Origin of the sequence: Pseudomonas mandelii (assembly GCF_900106065.1) — a bacterium.
Lineage (GTDB): Bacteria > Pseudomonadota > Gammaproteobacteria > Pseudomonadales > Pseudomonadaceae > Aquipseudomonas > Aquipseudomonas mandelii.
Genome location: NZ_LT629796.1, coordinates 6441246 through 6459259, shown reverse-complemented (window position 1 = coordinate 6459259; position 18014 = coordinate 6441246). Strand labels below are relative to the sequence as shown.

Sequence of the window (18014 nt, the reverse complement as noted above, 5' to 3'; positions counted from 1 at the left end):
ACCGCTTCATGTCTCTTGCGCTCGAACGTCTAGTCGCTGGCACGCCGATCCCTTTTGCCGGTAATCGTGTCACTGTCGTCAGCCCCGAACTGGCCGCGCGCTTTCAGCCCGGGGACCATTTGCTGGTCGAGCAGGTCAGTGGCGAGTTGTTGCTGATCCCGGTGGTTGACCAGCAAGCGGCCGCCGTCGCCATCGAGCGCGCCGAAGCGGCGTTCAGTGCGCTGTCCAGCGTCCCGGATCAGGCGATCAGTGCGTTCTTCGATCTGTTTGCCCAACGCCTGGAAACCCCCGAGTGCTGGGCCTTGATCGAAGCCGCCAACCTGGCCGACATCGAACGCGCCAAGGCCCGCGGGCGTTCCACCACGCGACTGCTCGCCGATGAACGCATGCGCCGCGACATGATCGCCGGCCTGCGGGCCTGGCGCGATGCGTCGGCGACTCGCGGCAAGGTCATCAGTTGCGTCGAGCACGACGGCTGGACGGTCGAGCAAGTGGTGTCGCCGCTGGGCATCGTCGCATTTGTGTTCGAAGGCCGGCCGAATGTGTTCGCCGACGCCGCCGGTGTGTTGCGCACCGGCAACACCGCCGTGCTGCGCATTGGCAGCGATGCGTTGGGCACCGCTCAGGCCATCGTCACTCACGCATTGAACCCGGCACTCAGCGACGCCGGTTTGCCGAACGGCGCGGTGTCCTTGGTGGAAAGCGTCAATCACGCCGCCGGTTGGGCGATGTTCGCCGACCGTCGTTTGTCGCTGGCCGTGGCCCGGGGTTCGGGGCGGGCGGTCAGCCAACTGGGCAGCATCGCCCAACAGGCCGGCACCGCTGTCAGTCTGCACGGCACTGGTGGCGCCTGGCTGATCGCTGACAAAGACGCTGATGCCCAGCGCTTTGCTGCCGTGGTACGCAATTCACTGGACCGCAAAGTCTGCAACACCTTGAACGTCTGCCTGATCCAGCGCGACCGCGCCGCTGAGCTGGTGCCGTTGTTTCTCGACGCCCTACAGCAGGCGGGCACCGCCCGGGGCCAGGGTTGCAAGCTGCATATCGTTGAAGGCAGCGAGTCGTGGTTGCCGACTGAATGGCAAACCGGCAGCGTTGAGGTGTATCGCGCCGAAGGCTACCAGACCGAGGCACTGGCCGAACCGTTGCCCGAGGAGCAGTTGGGCCGCGAGTGGGAATGGGAAGAGACGCCTGAAGTCAGCCTGAAGATCGTCGATGACCTGGACAGCGCCATCGCCTTGTTCAATCGCTACAGCCCGCAGTTCACCGTGTCGCTGATCAGCGAAGACGGGGCCGCGCATGAGCGTTTCTACAACGCGGTCAACGCGCCGTTTGTGGGCAACGGAATTACCCGCTGGGTCGACGGCCAATATGCGCTGAACAAGCCGGAACTGGGGCTTTCGAACTGGGAGAGCGGTCGGCTGTTTGCCCGCAGTGCGATTCTTTCGGGAGACGGGGTGTTCACCATTCGCAGTCGCATGACCCAGACCGATCTGTCGGTAAAACGCTGACATTCCTGGCACAGGCAACGATCGCACTATAATTAAGGTGTGTTTGCGTCTGTGTCTTGAGTGAGGGCTGCGTCATGAAACTTCATTCTTTTCGGCATTACTCCCACGATCTGGAAACGGTCGTGCACGACACATGGATCACCGGCCGGGTGAAGTCGGCCCTGGCGTTGGCAGAACCCAGCCTCGGCCTGCAGATCCATGTCAAAACCCTTGCGGGTACGGTGGCGTTGAGCGGTCGGGTCAACACCCATAAACAGTGTGAACAGGCTGTTGCTCTGGCCCGTTCGGTCCCGGGCGTCGTCGAAATCGATGCCAGGGATTTGCGGACCCACGTGTTCACGCCAGGCAGTAATCCGGTTCCCCCCAACGCCGAAGAAACCGCCGAGCGTCGGCCATCATCGTCAGCAAAAGACGATCACTGATCAGGGCGAACTTGTGAGTGCAGCGCTCCCGTGAACCGGGAGCGCCTTGGTGTGGGCATTTCAGCTCGAACAACAATGGATTGCGTTTTTTGGGTGTTCTCTCGCGGGAAGCAAAGGCGGATGATTGGCTGTTCCCCAGAGAGGTGTACCCGATGAAACGTGTCCTCATGTTGTTGGCCAACGGTGTCGAGCCACTGGAAATGGCGGCGTTCACCGATGTGCTCGGTTGGGCCAATCTGCTTGGCGACCAACCCGTGGAATTGATCAACGCCGGCCTCCGGCGGAATATCGTGACGACCTTCGGGTTATCGTTCAATCCGGCTCATTTATTGAGTGAGGTTGATCTCGACAGCTTCGACGCGTTGGCATTGCCCGGTGGTTTCGAACCCTCGGGCTTCTACGAAGAGGCCTTGAGTGAGCCGTTTCTGGCGGTCATCCGGCACTTTGTCGCGGCCGGTAAAACCGTCGCCAGTGTCTGCGTGTCGTCGGTGTGCCTGGGCGTTGCCGGGGTGCTGAAAGACAAAGATGCCACGACCTATCACCAGGTCGGTGGCAAACGCAAAAACCAGCTGGTTGAAACCGGTGCCCGTTTCGTCGACTGGCCTGTGGTGGTGGATGGCCGCATCATCACGTCAAGCGGCCCCGGCACGGCAACGGAAGTCGCCTTCGTGCTGCTGGAACAACTGACCAGTGCTGCAAATGCGGCGGATATCCGTCAGAAAATGCGTTTTCCAACACCGTCTCGCCAGTGGTATGAAACGCCGCAAGTGCCTTGATCCGGCACGCCCTTCATTTGCCTCGTACATCCAGGGAACCGCTTCAGTCGAGCGCATTCGCCGCGCTCGACCTTCCAGGTCCTGCCACCCATCCCATCAAGCAGCTTCGACGGCTTTGCCATGCACGGCGCACGTGGTCGGGTGTTCGGCCAGTGACACAAAGCGGCGACTGCCGGCCTCCAGGGCATCGATCGAACCGGTCTCGATGTCGTAGACCCAGCCATGCAGATTCAACTGACCTTTTTCCTGGGCCAGGCGCACGCTCGGATGCGTCTGGATGTTGGCCAGTTGCGCGATGACGTTCTCCCGGACCATCGAACTCACCTTCGCCGCGTCATCGGCGTGAGGGCGGGATTCGTTGATGACCTTGGCGGATTCAGCGTGTTGCAACCAGCCACTGACGGCGGGCAGGTGATCCATGCATTTGCACTTGGCGATGGCGGTCATGGCGCCGCAATCCGAGTGGCCGCAGATGACAATGTCGGTCACGCCGAGCACTGCGACTGCATATTCGACCGTGGCCGAGACACCACCCGGGTGCGGGCTGTAGGAGGGCACGATGTTGCCGGCGTTGCGGATCACAAACAGTTCTCCGGGTTCTTGCTGGGTCAGCAGTTCGGGAACCACGCGGCTGTCGGAACAGGTGATGAATAACGTGCCGGGATGCTGGGTGGTGGCCAGGTGTTTGAACAGGTCGGTGCGTTGCGGGAACGCTTCGTTCTGGAACTTCAAAAAACCTTCGATGAGCGCTTTCATGGTGACGTCCTCATAAGTGATGAACAGGGGCTACTCAGCTCGAGCAACCGGTTCCGAATTCGCTGAATTGCAGAATGTGAGTGGTGCCTTTGGAATCCTGGTACGTCATTTCCACCGGGACCACGCCGCAGACATCGGCGGTCGGGGTGATTGCCACGACGTGGGCGATGTCCAGGCTCATGCCGTATTGATAGGCAACGGCTGCGTCCTGGGCTTGAACCTGGGCCGATACGCCCGCGATCAACGAAAGAGCCAGCATCATTTTTTTCATGGGGCATCCTCCAGACGAGTGTGGTGGCTGACAAAGTGTTTGGGGTGTTGGGTCTGGCCCGCACCGGAGTGCGGGCCGGTCAACTTAGAAAGGACGCAGGGGCAGGAACTTGCCGTCGAGGGTGATGACTGCGCGGTGGCCGCCTTCCGGGTCTTCGACTTTCTTCATGTCCAGCTTGAAGTTGATCGCGCTGATGATGCCGTCGCCGAATTGTTCGTGAACCAGGGCTTTCAACGTGGTGCCGTAGATCTGGATCATCTCGTGGAAACGGTAGATGGTCGGGTCGGTTGGAACGCCTGAGAGGCTGCCGCGCAGCGGGATGATTTGCAGGCGGGCCACGGCGTCGACGTCCAGGTCCAGTTTTTCGCCAACCACTTTGGCGGCTTTTTCTGGCAGCGGGTGTTGGCCGAGCAGGGCGGCGGTGACGTAGGCCAGGCTCAGGCCGGTGCCCTCGGCCATGTCTGCGAAGGACAGGTTTTTGCGCGCTTTGGCGTCGAGGATTTTGGCGGTCAGCTCGAGACTGGTGTCGTTGTAAGCGTGGGACTGTTGCATGGTGTTTCTCCTATCGGGGTTGTGTTGCTTGGGTGTGAAGCAATCTTCTGCCGATTGATCCATAGCGTCCAAGACCGATATACAATGCGTTGCATAAGTACTGCCTATAGATGGTGAGCCCCATGCTGCTGCGACATCTGCGTTACCTGCTGGCGGTTGCCGACCACGGCGGCTTCACCCGCGCCGCCGAGGCGCTGCACGTTTCACAACCGACCCTGTCCCAGCAAATCCGCCAGCTTGAAGAAACCCTGGGCGTGAGCCTGTTCGACCGAACGTCGCGCACGGTCAAGCCGACCGATGCGGGGCAGGCCTACATCGAGTGTGCACGTCGGGTATTGGTGGAACTGGAAGCCGGCAAACGGGCGCTGCATGACGTGAAGGATTTATCGCGCGGCACCTTGCGCCTGGCGATGACGCCGACGTTCATGGCGTATCTGGTGGGGCCGTTGGTGCGCGATTACGTGGCGCGGTATCCGAACATCCATCTGCAGATTTTCGAGTTGTCGATGGACGACATCGAGGCGGGGCTGGTGGATGACTCGCTGGACATCGCCATCGCGTTTACTCAGGTGAGAAACGCCGACATCGAATCGATCCCGGCGTTTACCGAAACCCTCGGGGTGATGGTGGGACGGGATCACCCGCTATATGAACGGCGAGCCGCGTTGTCCGCTGAAGAGGTGGCGCAGTTGGATTTTGCGCTGCTGGCCCCGGACTTCGTCACCCGCACCCGCATCGATGACTATTTTGCGCAGGAGCAGATCACGCCGAAGGTGGTGATTGAGGTCAATTCGGTGAGCACCTTGCTGGAGGTGATTCGGCACACGGCTATCGCCACCATTCTTCCCGAACCGATTGCCACCCAGGACCGGGCACTGCGCAAAATTCCGTTGCTGGGGGACGCGCCTACACGCGGGGCGGCGCTACTTCGGCGCAAAAATAATTATCACAGCGCGGCGTCGGTGGCCTTTATGAACCTGGTGTTGGGCGCGGTGGCGACGGAGTCAGTCGTCCAGTGATTGGCAGATGCCATTGGGGGCTTTGCCCGTGGAGCTCACGGTCACCGAGTCGTCATCGGCGAGAACGATCGAGATCGTGACGCCCGAACCCTTGGCTTCAAAACTGCGCTCGTTGATGGCTTTGGTAACGGCATCTTTGTCATTGATTGTTACCGGACCTTCCTGATCTGCATGGACGGCAATATTGCCGGGGCAAATCACATCAAATGAAGGAAGGTTGGGGATACTGTCTGCGTGGGCAACATTTGCCATTGTCAGTAACAGCAGGGTTGTCAGGGCATTTTTCATCGCAAGTCTCCATGGGCACAGCAGCGAGTACGCTTAACGATAGCTGTATTTGCCGCGCACGAGACAAACAAAAAAAGGCCCCGCTCGATCATACGAGCGGGGCCTTTTTTATAGAGGAGCAGCGGGGGGGATATCAGTAGAACCGGTCAATCACCCGAACTTCGTTCTGGTTCTGCATCGAGGCCCACGCCTGTTTCAGCGTTTGCAGAACATTACCGATGAAGTCCTTGTCGGCCGCGGCTTTCTTGCCGACATAGCCTTGGCCGCGACGGTACATCTTCAGTCGGGCCAGCAGGTTCTGGTTGTTCTGGTCGAACTCCGCTTCATGGGCGTGTGGCGACAGGCAATCGATATGAACCTGGCCCGATTTGCTGATCCACAGAATGTGGCTGTCGTGGCTGTCTTTTTGCGCAGCGAAGATACGAGCCAGTTCATCGATAGTAGGTTGATTGTTCAGATTCATAATATGCCCCTTGACCATTTGGTGATCTTTCAAAGTTGATTCGCTAATACAGGTAGCCCATCGGTTAGTTGATCCCTGGCACCGAAACCAGGACGTCAGCGGTCAGCCATCAATTCGACGGGGTCTCGCGTCTGTTGCATGTAGTCGCGTTGAATAACTGCTACGCAATAGCGTCACAACGAAGAGAAGCAGCGAAAACCTGGAGGCCACCGCCGACTTTTGAGGGTCGGCCACAAGCTTCATGAGGATTGATCGCCAGCGCTTCTCGTCCTTGTACTGGACGTTCGGGCCAGGTCAGCTTCTTCAATCTGCCTTGTGGGCAGCGTGTATCCGGGAAAAACAGCTCGGCGGTCAGACGAGCTTGCTCAAACATGTTGCTGTACTCCCGATCGGGGAGATGTCTGCATCATGCAAGGGCAAATCGGAGGCGTCAACCGTTATGTAGTGATTATTTTTAGTCACTACATATTGTCGGACAAAGCGCTTTGGAATTAAAAAGCAGCGACGCAACGTCCGGGTCAGGACGATGGCAGCAGATGTTGGAAGCGATAGAAGGTGCAGGGATAACCGTCTACCGACCGTTGATGCAGGGTGAACTCATCGCCTGCGATCTCGGGCATTACCTTGGCCCAGAAGTGCCGTGCAGGCACGTTCGCGTCGATGTGGAAAATCTGCCATTGACCGGGGATCCGGCTCAAGAGGGTGGACACGACAAACTTCGCGACACCTTGGCCACGAAAGCGTCGGCTGACAAACAAGTAGCCGATGTTTTGCTCGGCGCCGTCGATATGCGTGTCGTCGTCCACGGTCACGAAACCGGCGAGTTCACCGTCCACCTTGATCAGAAATGGCTGGGTCCCAGGCTTGCGCCAGTAATCTTGGTTGGATCGGATGTCGAAAAAACCGTGCTCGCCGAGTTTCAGCGGTAGAAACTCGCTGAAGTCATGCATGTAGAACTGCATCAGGTTTTCAATCGTTTCCAGTTCGTCGCGGTGTGCGGCATGCAGTTCTATCGAGGGCATGCTGGGTTTTCTCCAGATCGAAGGGCCGTCCGTGGCTCTTTCGGGATCACTTAGTGCGGAGCGAAGTCGTATGTCCCACCCGTCTTCAACGCCGCGGCGTAAGCAGGACGTGCCTGGAAGCGATCAACCCAGGCCGCTACATGAGGGTAGTTGCCCAGCTTGCCTTGGGCGCGGGCAATCTCACCGATAAAGCTCATCTGGATATCGGCGGCGCTGAATTCGTCACCCAGCAAATAATCGGACTGGCTCAAGGCCGTGTCGAGGTAGCCAAGGTAGTTGGCCACTTCGGAGTTGATGCGCGGATGCAGTGGCGCACCGGCTTCACCCAGACGCCCGACGTACAGGTTCAACATCAGCGGCAGCATGGCCGAGCCTTCGGCGAAGTGCAGCCACTGGACGTATTCGTCATAGGCGGGGGTAGACGGATCGGGTTGCAGGCGCCCCTGGCCATGACGACGGATCAGGTAATCGATGATCGCAGAGGACTCGATCAATTTCTGCGCGCCATCTTCGATGACCGGCGATTTGCCCAAGGCGTTGATCGCTTTCAATTCCGGCGGTGCCAGATTGGTTTTCGGGTCACGCTGATAGCGTTTCAGCTCATAAGGAATGGCCAGTTCTTCCAGCAACCAGAGAATCCGCTGGGAGCGGGAGTTGTTGAGGTGGTGCACGATAATCATAAACAAGATTCCTGTAGCAGCTGTCGATTGAAACGAGGCTGCGATGCCGTTTCAGAAAATGGGGCCATCGCCGGGCTTGAAGAACACTAGACCATTACGGTCCGTTCGAAGTGCCCTCAAGCTTTACTGGCCGGTTTCGCCGCGCGTTTGGCGCCTGTCGACGGCTTGCGCTTGGCGGGCTTTCGTTTGTTTTTCCACGGAGTGGCGCCACGACCGGCCGGGCTCGCCGGTCCGCTGATGGTGAGGCTCAGGCCGGCGCAACGGGCGACCTGTTTGCTCATCCACGCGGCCTGTTTGGTGACGAATTCTTCCAGGCCCATCTCGCCGCTTTGCACCATGTCCAGCGCCTGTTCCCAGATGGCCGTGGTGCCGGGGTCGGCGATGGCGCGCGGCACCGCATCGATCAGGCTGAAGGCCGCCGGGGTCGCGGCCAGGGCCTTGCCGTTCTTGATCAGGTAACCACGGTCGAGCAGGCCCTGGATGATCGAGGCGCGTGTCGCCTCGGTGCCAATGCCGGTGGTGTCCTTGAGCTTCTGTTTGAGCAGCGGGTCTTCCACCAGTTTGGCGACGTTCTTCATCGCTTTGATCAGGTCGCCTTCGGTGAATGGCTTGGGCGGTTGCGTCCAGAGGTCCTTGAGCTTCACGTCGGCCACCGCGCAGTCACGCCCTTCGGCCAATGCCGGGAGTGTTTGCGGTGCGGGTGCCTCGCGACCCTTGGCCGGGGCGAGCGCCTCGGGCAGGGCGCGTTTCCAGCCGGGCTCTACGATCTGCTTGCCGACGGCGCGCAAGGCTTCACCGGCGCAGTCGAAGTCGGCCTGGGTGCGATCGTATTCATGGTTGGGCAGGAACTGCGCCAGATAGCGCGCGCGAATCAGGGTGTAGACCGCCCGTTGCTTGCCCACCAGTCGATCGAGATGCTTGGCCGCCGCCGTCGGGATGATGCCGTGGTGAGCCGTGACCTTGGCGTCGTTCCAGGCCCGTGAGCGGCGCTGTGGCTCCAGGTGATCGTTCAAGGCGTTCAGGGACGGATCGGCCTGCCGGAGCGCGGCGAGAATGCCCGGGGCTTCACTGTGCTGGCTCAGCGGCAGGAAACCGCAATCGCTGCGCGGGTAGGTGATGACTTTGTGGGTTTCGTAGAGCGCCTGAGCGATGTCGAGGGTTTCCTGGGCGCCGAGCCCGAGCTTCTTCGAACAGACTTCCTGCAACGTGCCCAGGTCGAACGGCAACGGCGCGACTTCACGCATTCGCTCGGTGCGCAACTTGATCACCCGGGCACTCGCCGCGCTGCTGATGGCCGCAGCCGCTTGCTGGGCCAGCGCCTGATTCAGGCAACGATCCTGATCGTCACAGACGTCGGATGCCGCGCGCCACTGGGCGGTGAACGCCGTGCCGTCATGCAACAGCTGCACGTCGATGGCCCAATAGGCCACCGGTACGAAATCGGCAATGCTGCGGTCACGATCCACCACCAGCCGCAAGGTCGGTGTCTGCACCCGGCCCACCGGCAACACGCCCTGATAACCGGACTGACGCCCCAGCAACGTGAACAAGCGGCTCATGTTCATCCCGATCAACCAGTCGGCCCGGGAACGTCCCAGCGCCGAATGATAAAGGCTGAAAGTTTCGGCTCCCGGTTTGAGCGCCGCCAGCGCCTTGCGTATCGACGCATCGTCCAGTGCCGACAGCCACAGGCGCCGGATCGGCCCGCGATAGCGGCAATGCTCGACCAGTTCCCGGGCAATCATCTCGCCCTCACGGTCGGCGTCAGTGGCAATCACCAGTTCATCCGCCTCGCCGAGCAGGCGTTTGACGGCCTTGTACTGGCTGGCCGTGCGCGGTTTGACCGTCATCTTCCATTTTTCCGGAATGATCGGCAGATCCGCCAGCACCCAACGCTTGTAGCGCGCGTCGTAGGCGTCCGGCGGCGCGGTTTCCAGCAGATGGCCGATGCACCAGGTCACCGTGACGTCCGTTCCCAGCCAGCAACCGTCGCCCCGACGCTTGGCGCCGAGCACTGCCGCGATGTCTTTGGCCTGGGAAGGTTTTTCACAGAGGTACAGCTGCATAACCACCATCGTTCATCAAGTGTGCAAGAGGCGCACAGAATGGCGGGTGATGAGCAAGGGATCAATCATTATCTGTATGGATGTACAGCAAAGCTGTTGCGTTTGTTTGCGCCAGTCAAAACGGCCCGTTCGGCTGCGGGGCCGTCGTGCTGACGAAATTTGGGTTATACCTGACATTCGCAGTCTCAGGTTTCGGGGCCGCTGCGCGACCCATCGCGGGCAAGCCGGATCACCGTACCGCACGCTCCCACAGGTCCATCACCTTCATGAGGCACGTATTCCATGAAAAGCACCGGCCCCAGTCCTGTCATCACCATCGCCATGCAGCCGGGCTGTCTGTTGGTGAAATTTCACGGTATTCAAGTGGCCGCTTCCTCGCGCGCACGGGTGCTGCTGGAGGCCAATTATCCTCCGGTGTACTACGTGCCCTGGGAGGACATCGACGAACAGTATTTCGCCCGCACCGACCACACGACCTATTGCCCGTACAAGGGCGACGCCACGTATTACAGCCTGCAAATCCCGGGGCATGAGGGCGCCAACGCGGTGTGGCGCTATGAAGACCCCAAAGTGTCGGTCGATCAGATTCGCGGGTATGTGGCGTTCTATCCCGATCAGGTTACGTTTGAGGTGCTCAAAGACGTTGAGTGAGGTTCGGCATTGACGGCAATGCTGCTCACTCACGCGCGATTTTTCAGGCCTACCTGCTTTTGCGGCGAGGGAGCTTGCTCCCGCTGGGCTGCGTAGCGGCCCCAAAAACGGGGCAACCCTACCGATTTTTGTGAGTGCTGCGCACTCAAGCGGGAGCAAGCTCCCTCGCCACAGGTTTTTGATTGGCTGAAGAGGTGATCAGGTGAGCAAATGCCCACATTAACCGAGCGTTTTCATTTCAGCGAACAGCCCCCACCAACGTCGATTCATCAATCTGCCCAATCGAAGTGACCCCGGTCAGGGTCATGGCCACGCGCATTTCCTTGGCGAAAATATCCAGCATGTTCTCCACCCCGCGTTGACCATCGGCCGCCAGCGCATAAGCCATGGATCGCCCCAGCAATACACCTTTGGCGCCCATGGCCAGCATCCGCACCACATCGAGCCCCGAGCGAATACCCGAGTCGACCAGCACCGTCAGGTCATTGCCCACCGCTTGCATGATCGGCGGCAATGCCTGGGCGGTAGAAAGCACGCCGTCGAGCTGTCGCCCCCCATGGTTCGACACCACGATGCCATCCGCGCCAAAGCTCACCGCGTCCCTGGCGTCCTGCGGGTCGAGGATGCCTTTGATGATCATCGGGCCTTTCCAGAAATCACGAATCCACTCCAGATCACTCCAGCTGATCGACGGGTCGAAGTTATTGGCCAGCCAGCCCATGTAGTCTTCAAGCGTGACGGCTTTGCCCAGGTACTTCGAGATGTTGCCCAGGTCGTGCGGGCGGCCCATGACCCCGACGTTGAACGCCCAGTCTGGGCGTGTCATGGCCTGAAGCATGCGTCGCGATGACGCAAAAGGCCCGGACATGCCCGAATGCGCATCCCGGTAGCGGGCGCCCGGGGTCGGCATGTCGACAGTAAACACCAGGTTTTTCACCCCGGCGGCCTTCGCTCGCTCCAGGGCGTTTTTCATGAAGCCCCGGTCTTTGAGCACGTACAGCTGAAACCAGATGGCTTGCTGGCTCTGCGCCACGACTTCCTCGATCGAACACACCGATACGGTTGAAAGGCACAGCGGAATACCTTTTTTCTCCGCCGCTCTGACCGCCTGCACCTCACCCCGGCGGGCGAACATGCCCGTCAGGCCGACCGGCGCCAATATGACGGGCATTGATAGGGGCTGATCGAAGAGGGTGGTTTCCAGGCTCAGGGTTTCGACGTTTTTCAGAATCCGCTGACGCAGGCTGATGCCCGCCAGGTCGGCGCTGTTGGCCCGTAGCGTATGCTCGGCATACGCCCCGCCATCGATGTAATCGAACAGAAAACGCGGGAGTTTGCGACGTGCTGCCTCGCGGTAGTCGGATGCGGATGAAATGATCATGGGGCCTCGGTCTGGTGAGTGTCGGGGCTGTAGAGATCGTTGAGCTTAACCTGTGGCGAGGGAGCTTGCTCCCGCTGGGTGGCGAAGCCACCCCAATCCAGCCGACTCGATTGTTCTGACACACCGAGGCGGCTGGTTTGGGCCTGCTACGCAGGCCAGCGGGAGCAAGCTCCCTCGCCACAGGGGATTGTGGTGGACTCAGTTAGTGTCCAGATCCACGTTTTTGGTCTCACGCAGACAGATCATCCCCACCACCAGGCTCACCGCGGTAATCACCACCGGGTACCACAGCCCGTAGAAGATGTCCCCGGTATACACCACCAAGGCAAACGACACGGTCGGCAGGAAACCGCCAAACCAGCCATTACCAATGTGGTACGGCAGGGACATCGAGGTGTAGCGGATACGGGTCGGGAACAGTTCGACCATCAGCGCTGCCAACGGGCCGTAACACATGGCGGAAATGATGATCAGCACCACCATCAGTCCCACGATCATGGGCTTGTTGACCTGTTGCGTATCGGCTTGTGACGGATACCCCGCCAAGGTCACCGCACCGCGCAGGGCCGCTTCGTCGAAGCCATCCAGTTTCACGTCACCGACGCTGACCTGCACGTCGCTGCCGGCCGGTGCGGCTTCGCTCGTGTAGGGCAGGCCCTGCTTCACCAGGAAGGTTTTGACCTTGTCGCACGGGCTGTCAAATTTCGCCTTGCCCACCGGGTCGAACTGGAAGGTGCAGGTGGCCGGGTCGGCCAGTACGGTAATCGGTGCCTGACGGCTGGCCTGGTCGATGGCCGGGTTGGCGTAGTGGGCGATGGACTTGAAGATCGGGAAGTACAACGCAGTCGCCAGTAACAGGCCGATCATCAGCACCGGTTTGCGCCCGACCTTGTCCGACAGCCAGCCAAAAAAGATGAAGAACGGCGCGCCGATAATCACGCTGACAATCAGCAGACTGTTGGCCAACGCCGGGTCCATCTTCAGGAACTGCGTGAGGAAAAACAGCACATAGAACTGTGCGGCGTAGAAGGTCACCGCTTGCCCGGCGTTGATGCTGAACAGGGCGATCAGTACGACTTTGAGGTTTTCCCATTTACCGAAGGAATCGCGCAGCGGCGACTTGCAGAGTTTGCCTTCCTCTTTCATTTTCACGAAGGCCGGCGACTCGTGAAGACTCAAGCGAATCCAGGTCGAGATGCCCAGCAGCACGATGGAAAACAGAAACGGAATACGCCAGCCCCAGACTTCAAACTGGTCGCCGGTGAAATAACGGCAGCCAAGCACCACCAGCAGCGACAGCAACAGGCCGAGGGTGGCGGTGGACTGAATCCAGCTGGTGTGGAAACCGCGCTTGCCCATCGGCGCGTGTTCGGCGACGTAAGTGGCAGCGCCGCCGTACTCACCGCCCAGGGCCAGGCCCTGAAGCATGCGCAACACCACGAGGATGATTGGTGCGGCGATGCCGATGCTCGCATAAGTCGGCAACAGCCCGACACAGAAGGTCGCCAGGCCCATGAGGACGATGGTCGCGAGGAACGTGTATTTACGCCCGATCATGTCCCCCAGCCGTCCGAACACCAACGCGCCGAAGGGTCGCACGATGAAACCGGCGGCGAAGGCCATCAGCGCAAAGATAAACGCCGTGGTGTCGTTGACCCCGGCGAAAAACTGCTTGCTGATCACCGCCGCGAGGGCGCCGTAGAGGAAAAAGTCGTACCACTCGAACACCGTCCCGAGTGACGACGCGAAGATGACTTTGCGGGTGTCGGGGCTGGTGTCGACGCTGAGCGTGGCATCCAGGGGCTGAACATGTTCTGACATATCGGTATCCCTCACAGTGATTGTTTTTGTTGTTCCACTGTCGGCGCCAGCCTTGTGGGCGGGCGCCGCGTTTATCCATAAAGCCGGGTGTACGTCGATCTTCGTAGGAGCGAAGCTTGCTCGCGAAGGCGTCAAACCTGACACACCGCGCCATCGTTCTTCGCGGGCAAGCCTCGCTCCTACAGTGGGTTGCTCATAAAGCCGGGTGTACGTCGATCTTTGTAGGAGCGAAGCTTGCTCGCGAAGGCGTCAGGCCTGACACACCACGTCATCGTTCTTCGCGGGCAAGCCTCGCTCCTACAGTGGGTTGCTCCATAAAGCCGGGTGTACGTCGATCTTTGTAGGAGCGAAGCTTGCTCGCGAAGGCGTCAGACCTGACACACCGCGTCATCGTTCTTCGCGGGCAAGCCTCGCTCCTACAGTGGGTTGCTCCATAAAGCCGGGTGTACGTCGATCTTTGCAGGAGCGAAGCTTGCTCGCGAAGGCGTCAGGCCTGACACACCGCGCCATCGTTCTTCGCGGGCAAGCCTCGCTCCTACAGTGGGTTGCTCCATAAAGCCGGGTGTACGTCGATCTTTGCAGGAGCGAAGCTTGCTCGCGAAGGCGTCCGACCTGACACACCGCGCCATCGTTCTTCGCGGGCAAGCCTCGCTCCTACAGTGGGTTGCTCCATAAAGCCGGGTGTACGTCGATCTTTGTAGGCGCGAAGCTTGCTCGCGAAGGCGTCAGACCTGACACACCGCGTCATCGTTCTTCGCGGGCAAGCCTCGCTCCTACAGTGGGTTGCTCCATAAAGCCGGGTGTACGTCGATCTTTGTAGGAGCGAAGCTTGCTCGCGAAGGCGTCAGACCTGACACACCGCGTCATCGTTCTTCGCGGGCAAGCCTCGCTCCTACAGTGGGTTGCTCCATAAAGCCGGGTGTACGTCGATCTTCGTAGGAGCGAAGCTTGCTCGCGAAGGCGTCAGACCTGACACACCGCGCCATCGTTCTTCGCGGGCAAGCCTCGCTCCTACAGTGGGTTGCTCCATAAAGCCGGGTGTACGTCGATCTTTGTAGGAGCGAAGCTTGCTCGCGATGGCGTCAGACCTGACACACCGCGCCATCGTTCTTCGCGGGCAAGCCTCGCTCCTACAGTGGGTTGCTCCATAAAGCCGGGTGTACGTCGATCTTTGTAGGAGCGAAGCTTGCTCGCGAAGGCGTCAAACCTGACACACCGCGTCATCGTTCTTCGCGGGCAAGCCTCGCTCCTACAGTGGGTTGCTCCATAAAGCCGGGTGTACGTCGATCTTTGTAGGAGCGAAGCTTGCTCGCGAAGGCGTCAGGCCTGACACATCGCGTCATCGTTCTTCGCGGGCAAGCCTCGCTCCTACAGTGGGTTGCTCCATAAAGCCGGGTGTACGTCGATCTTTGTAGGAGCGAAGCTTGCTCGCGAAGGCGTCAGGCCTGACACACCACGTCATCGTTCTTCGCGGGCAAGCCTCGCTCCTACAGTGGGTTGCTCCATAAAGCCGGGTGTACGTCGATCTTTGTAGGAGCGAAGCTTGCTCGCGAAGGCGTCAGACCTGACACACCGCGCCATCGTTCTTCGCGGGCAAGCCTCGCTCCTACAGTGGGTTGCTCAGCAGTTCCTTCTGCGGGTTGAGGTTCCTTGTGCTGGGGTTGAGGATCATCAGCGCAGCCTTTTCGGCAATCATCAGCGTAGGCGAGCACGTATTGCCCGAGGTAATGCGCGGCATGATCGAGGCATCAGCGATGCGCAGTCCGGGAATCCCGTGAACGCGCAACTCGGCATCGACCACGGCCTGCACATCGTTGCCCATGCGACAGGTGCCCACCGGATGGAAAATCGTCGTGCCAATTCGTGCGGCGGCTTCGTGCAGTTCCTCTTCGGTCTGCAAGCTATCGCCGGGCAAGTACTCGACCGGTTTGAACGCTCGCAGGGCCGGGGCGGCGACGATGCGCCGGGTCAGGCGAATGGCATCGGCCGCGACCCGCAAATCCTCTGGGTGGCTTAAATAGTTGGGCTGAATCAGCGGCGCTTCCTGCGGATCGGCGGAACGAATCTCCACCCGTCCGCGACTCTGTGGCCTCAGGTCGCAAACCGACGCCGTGAAAGCAGGGAAGGCGTGCAGCGGTTCGCCGAAGCGTTCCAGCGACAGCGGTTGCACGTGGTATTCGAGATTGGCCGAGGTCTGTTCCGGTCCCGACCGGGCAAACGCCCCCAGCTGACTCGGCGCCATCGACAGCGGACCGCTGCGGTCGTACAGATAACGCAGGCCCATGCCCATCTTGCCCCACACGCTGCCAGCGATCTGGTTCAGGGTGCGGGCGTTTTCCAGTTTGTAGATCAGCCGCAGTTGCAGGTGATCCTGCAGATTGCCGCCCACGCCCGGCAGCTCATGAGCCACACCGATCCCCAGTTTTTCGAGCAGCGGGCGAGGGCCGATGCCGGAGCGTTGCAGAATGCTCGGCGAACCGACGGAGCCTGCGCACAGCACGATTTCCTTGCGCGCCTTGAAGGTTTTTGCCTGACCTTGGTAACGGGTGCTGACCGCCGAAGCCCGGCCGTTTTCCAGCAGCACACGGTCCACTTCGACGTCGGTCAGCACGGTGAGATTGGCGCGATTACGGATCGGTTTGAGAAACGCCTTGGCCGCGTTCCAGCGAATCCCGGCCTTCTGGTTGACCTGAAAATAGCCGCAGCCTTCGTTGTCGCCCTGATTGAAGTCATCGATGCTGGCAATGCCGCTTTGCTCGGCGGCGCTGCGGAACGCATCCAGAATCGGCCACGACAGCCGCTGACGCTCGACCCGCCAGTCGCCGCTGGCGCCGTGAAATTGCGAGTCGCCGGCAAAATGGTTTTCGCTTTTCTTGAACAGCGGCAGCACGTCGTTCCAGCGCCAGCCCGGATTGCCGTCAGCGGCCCAGCCGTCATAGTCGCCAGCCTGGCCGCGCATGTAGATCATGCCGTTGATCGAGGAACAGCCGCCCAGCACTTTGCCGCGCGGGTAACTCAGGGCGCGACCTTGCAGGCCGGGTTGCGCTTCGGTCTTGAAGCACCAGTCGGTGCGCGGGTTGCCGATGCAGAACAGGTAACCCACGGGGATGTGAATCCAAGCATAGTTATCGCGGCCGCCGGCTTCGAGCAGCAAGACGCGGTGTTGCGGGTCGGCCGACAGCCGATTGGCCAGCAAACAACCGGCCGGTCCGGCGCCGACCACGATGTAGTCGAATTCATCAAGGGAAGTCTGCATCCCTGACCTCGTATTGTTGTTCTTGTTGTCGGTCATCCTAGTTGTTAGCTTTCGTCAAAAGAATGTTAGTTTTTGCGCAGCCGCTGTGCGTTTTCAGACAGCGCTTCAAACAGCGTAGCCCCAAGGACGACTCATGTTCGACTGGAATGACCTGCGGTTTTTTCTCGAATTGCAACGCAGCGGGCGTTTGCTCACCGCCGCCCGCCGTTTGAACACCACCCACGCCACCGTCGCCCGGCACATCGAGGCCATTGAAAAGAGCCTTGGCACCGCGCTGTTTGTCCAGCATGCCCAGGGCTACGAAATGACCCCGGCCGGCGAAGCGCTGCTCAAGCACGCCGAAGCCATGGAAAACGTCGCGTTGCTGGCGCAAGAGGAAATCACCCAGTCCACGGCACCACTGGGCAAGATTCGCGTCGGCGTGACCGAAGGGCTGGGCATCATGTTCCTCGCCAGCCGCATGAACGGGCTGTTCGAACGCTACCCCGGACTGGAAGTGGAGCTGGTGGCGGTGCCGCGCTTCGTCAGCATCCTCAACCGCGAAGCCGAAATCAGCATCCACCTTGAACGCCCGGCCGCCGACATGCTGGTCACGCGCAAACTCACCGACTATCGCCTGGCGCTCTATGCCAGCCAGGCCTACCTCGACAAGGCACCGCCGCTGCACAGCCGCGAAGACCTCGGCCGGCACGCGTGGATCGGCTACGTCGACGACTTGCTGTTCAGCCAGGAACTGATGTTCCTCAACAGTTTTTGCCGCAACCCGCAGGTGGTGTTCCACAGCACCAGCGTCATCGCCCAGCAACAGGCGGCACGTTCGGGATTGGGGATTGCGGTGCTGCCGTGCTACATGGCCAGCGCCGATCCGGAACTGGTGCCGCTGTTTCCGGACGAGAGCATTGAGCGCAGCTACTGGATCAGCACGCGGCGGGAGCTGCACAAGTCGGTGAGATTGCGGGTGATGTGGGATTACGTGGTGGAGTTGTGCGAGGCGGAGCAGGGGTTGTTGATGGGATAGCCTGCCAACCCCTCATAGATCTCTGATCAACCAAGCAATGAAGCAACCAACACAACCCCTG

At 60.2% G+C, this 18014-nt stretch carries 17 protein-coding genes; 6 read left to right on the top strand and 11 right to left on the bottom strand.

The features are described 5' to 3' along the window. Window positions 1–8 precede the first annotated feature (8 nt). The 3 genes from BLU63_RS29860 to BLU63_RS29850 all read left to right on the top strand — a co-directional run bounded on the left by BLU63_RS29860 (window position 9) and on the right by BLU63_RS29850 (window position 2709). Complete coding sequence (locus tag BLU63_RS29860) at window positions 9–1511, top strand: aldehyde dehydrogenase family protein (protein WP_083376972.1); 1503 nt, start codon at window positions 9–11, stop codon at window positions 1509–1511. Between the two features lie 74 nt (window positions 1512–1585). Continuing rightward, the gene (locus BLU63_RS29855) at window positions 1586–1933 is read left to right on the top strand and encodes a BON domain-containing protein (RefSeq protein ID WP_077750141.1); all 348 of its coding nucleotides are present in this window, start codon (window positions 1586–1588) and stop codon (window positions 1931–1933) included. Between the two features lie 152 nt (window positions 1934–2085). After that, the gene (locus BLU63_RS29850) at window positions 2086–2709 is read left to right on the top strand and encodes a DJ-1/PfpI family protein (protein WP_010459555.1); all 624 of its coding nucleotides are present in this window, start codon (window positions 2086–2088) and stop codon (window positions 2707–2709) included. Between the two features lie 96 nt (window positions 2710–2805). On the opposite strand, the gene BLU63_RS29845 is transcribed toward BLU63_RS29850, so the two are convergent. From BLU63_RS29845 to cynS, 3 genes are all read right to left on the bottom strand, one after another. Further along, window positions 2806–3465 carry a carbonic anhydrase gene (locus BLU63_RS29845; RefSeq protein WP_083376971.1) on the bottom strand — a complete coding sequence of 220 codons (660 nt, stop codon included), beginning with the start codon at window positions 3463–3465 and terminating at the stop codon, window positions 2806–2808. A gap of 34 nt (window positions 3466–3499) precedes the next feature. After that, a complete protein-coding gene (locus BLU63_RS29840) occupies window positions 3500–3736 on the bottom strand; it encodes a DUF2790 domain-containing protein (protein WP_083376970.1) in 237 nt (78 codons plus the stop codon). A gap of 84 nt (window positions 3737–3820) precedes the next feature. Beyond that, window positions 3821–4288: a cyanase gene (cynS, locus tag BLU63_RS29835; protein ID WP_083376969.1), complete on the bottom strand. Its 468-nt coding sequence runs from the start codon at window positions 4286–4288 to the stop codon at window positions 3821–3823. Between the two features lie 122 nt (window positions 4289–4410). On the opposite strand from cynS, the gene cynR reads away from it, so the two are divergent. Beyond that, window positions 4411–5307, top strand: coding sequence for a transcriptional regulator CynR (cynR, locus tag BLU63_RS29830; protein ID WP_010459560.1), 897 nt, complete (start codon window positions 4411–4413; stop codon window positions 5305–5307). Here the strand turns inward: cynR and BLU63_RS29825 are convergent. From BLU63_RS29825 to BLU63_RS29805, 5 genes are all read right to left on the bottom strand, one after another. After that, window positions 5293–5595, bottom strand: a complete 303-nt coding sequence (locus BLU63_RS29825) for a hypothetical protein (RefSeq protein ID WP_083376968.1) — start codon at window positions 5593–5595, stop codon at window positions 5293–5295. The two genes, cynR and BLU63_RS29825, sit on opposite strands and share 15 nt — an antisense overlap. A 133-nt stretch (window positions 5596–5728) precedes the next feature. Beyond that, window positions 5729–6058: a hypothetical protein gene (locus BLU63_RS29820; RefSeq protein ID WP_042932832.1), complete on the bottom strand. Its 330-nt coding sequence runs from the start codon at window positions 6056–6058 to the stop codon at window positions 5729–5731. A 518-nt stretch (window positions 6059–6576) separates the two neighbouring features. Further along, window positions 6577–7080 (bottom strand): GNAT family N-acetyltransferase, encoded by a 504-nt coding sequence (locus BLU63_RS29815; RefSeq protein ID WP_083376967.1) that lies wholly within the window; start codon window positions 7078–7080, stop codon window positions 6577–6579. A gap of 50 nt (window positions 7081–7130) precedes the next feature. Further along, window positions 7131–7760 (bottom strand): glutathione S-transferase family protein, encoded by a 630-nt coding sequence (locus BLU63_RS29810; protein ID WP_010459566.1) that lies wholly within the window; start codon window positions 7758–7760, stop codon window positions 7131–7133. Between the two features lie 116 nt (window positions 7761–7876). Beyond that, on the bottom strand, window positions 7877–9826 hold the full coding sequence (locus BLU63_RS29805; protein WP_083376966.1) for a DNA topoisomerase III: 1950 nt from the start codon (window positions 9824–9826) through the stop codon (window positions 7877–7879). Between the two features lie 282 nt (window positions 9827–10108). Between BLU63_RS29805 and BLU63_RS29800 the strand changes: the two genes are divergently transcribed. After that, entirely contained in the window at window positions 10109–10477 is a 369-nt protein-coding gene (locus BLU63_RS29800; protein WP_077750150.1) for a DUF427 domain-containing protein, read from the top strand. Between the two features lie 238 nt (window positions 10478–10715). Here BLU63_RS29800 and lldD read toward each other — a convergent pair whose 3' ends face one another. From lldD to BLU63_RS29785, 3 genes are all read right to left on the bottom strand, one after another. After that, entirely contained in the window at window positions 10716–11858 is a 1143-nt protein-coding gene (lldD, locus tag BLU63_RS29795) for an FMN-dependent L-lactate dehydrogenase LldD (protein ID WP_077750151.1), read from the bottom strand. 198 nt (window positions 11859–12056) lie between these two features. Beyond that, window positions 12057–13679: an MFS transporter gene (locus BLU63_RS29790; RefSeq protein ID WP_077750152.1), complete on the bottom strand. Its 1623-nt coding sequence runs from the start codon at window positions 13677–13679 to the stop codon at window positions 12057–12059. 1606 nt (window positions 13680–15285) lie between these two features. Continuing rightward, entirely contained in the window at window positions 15286–16935 is a 1650-nt protein-coding gene (locus tag BLU63_RS29785; RefSeq protein WP_083376965.1) for a GMC family oxidoreductase, read from the bottom strand. Window positions 16936–17068: 133 nt separating this feature from the next. Between BLU63_RS29785 and BLU63_RS29780 the strand changes: the two genes are divergently transcribed. Further along, window positions 17069–17953, top strand: coding sequence for a LysR family transcriptional regulator (locus tag BLU63_RS29780; RefSeq protein ID WP_010459579.1), 885 nt, complete (start codon window positions 17069–17071; stop codon window positions 17951–17953). The last annotated feature ends 61 nt before the right edge of the window (window positions 17954–18014 follow it).

Coding starts and splice junctions, on each gene's coding strand:
- cynR (WP_010459560.1), top strand. CDS start 4,411: ATGCTGCTGCGACATCTGCGTTACCTGCTGGCGGTTGCCGACCACGGC.
- BLU63_RS29815 (WP_083376967.1), bottom strand. CDS start 7,080: ATGCCCTCGATAGAACTGCATGCCGCACACCGCGACGAACTGGAAACG.
- BLU63_RS29790 (WP_077750152.1), bottom strand. CDS start 13,679: ATGTCAGAACATGTTCAGCCCCTGGATGCCACGCTCAGCGTCGACACC.
- BLU63_RS29810 (WP_010459566.1), bottom strand. CDS start 7,760: ATGATTATCGTGCACCACCTCAACAACTCCCGCTCCCAGCGGATTCTC.
- BLU63_RS29825 (WP_083376968.1), bottom strand. CDS start 5,595: ATGAAAAATGCCCTGACAACCCTGCTGTTACTGACAATGGCAAATGTT.
- BLU63_RS29800 (WP_077750150.1), top strand. CDS start 10,109: ATGAAAAGCACCGGCCCCAGTCCTGTCATCACCATCGCCATGCAGCCG.
- BLU63_RS29780 (WP_010459579.1), top strand. CDS start 17,069: ATGTTCGACTGGAATGACCTGCGGTTTTTTCTCGAATTGCAACGCAGC.
- BLU63_RS29845 (WP_083376971.1), bottom strand. CDS start 3,465: ATGAAAGCGCTCATCGAAGGTTTTTTGAAGTTCCAGAACGAAGCGTTC.
- BLU63_RS29785 (WP_083376965.1), bottom strand. CDS start 16,935: ATGCAGACTTCCCTTGATGAATTCGACTACATCGTGGTCGGCGCCGGA.
- BLU63_RS29855 (WP_077750141.1), top strand. CDS start 1,586: ATGAAACTTCATTCTTTTCGGCATTACTCCCACGATCTGGAAACGGTC.
- BLU63_RS29860 (WP_083376972.1), top strand. CDS start 9: ATGTCTCTTGCGCTCGAACGTCTAGTCGCTGGCACGCCGATCCCTTTT.
- lldD (WP_077750151.1), bottom strand. CDS start 11,858: ATGATCATTTCATCCGCATCCGACTACCGCGAGGCAGCACGTCGCAAA.
- BLU63_RS29850 (WP_010459555.1), top strand. CDS start 2,086: ATGAAACGTGTCCTCATGTTGTTGGCCAACGGTGTCGAGCCACTGGAA.
- BLU63_RS29805 (WP_083376966.1), bottom strand. CDS start 9,826: ATGCAGCTGTACCTCTGTGAAAAACCTTCCCAGGCCAAAGACATCGCG.
- BLU63_RS29820 (WP_042932832.1), bottom strand. CDS start 6,058: ATGAATCTGAACAATCAACCTACTATCGATGAACTGGCTCGTATCTTC.
- cynS (WP_083376969.1), bottom strand. CDS start 4,288: ATGCAACAGTCCCACGCTTACAACGACACCAGTCTCGAGCTGACCGCC.
- BLU63_RS29840 (WP_083376970.1), bottom strand. CDS start 3,736: ATGAAAAAAATGATGCTGGCTCTTTCGTTGATCGCGGGCGTATCGGCC.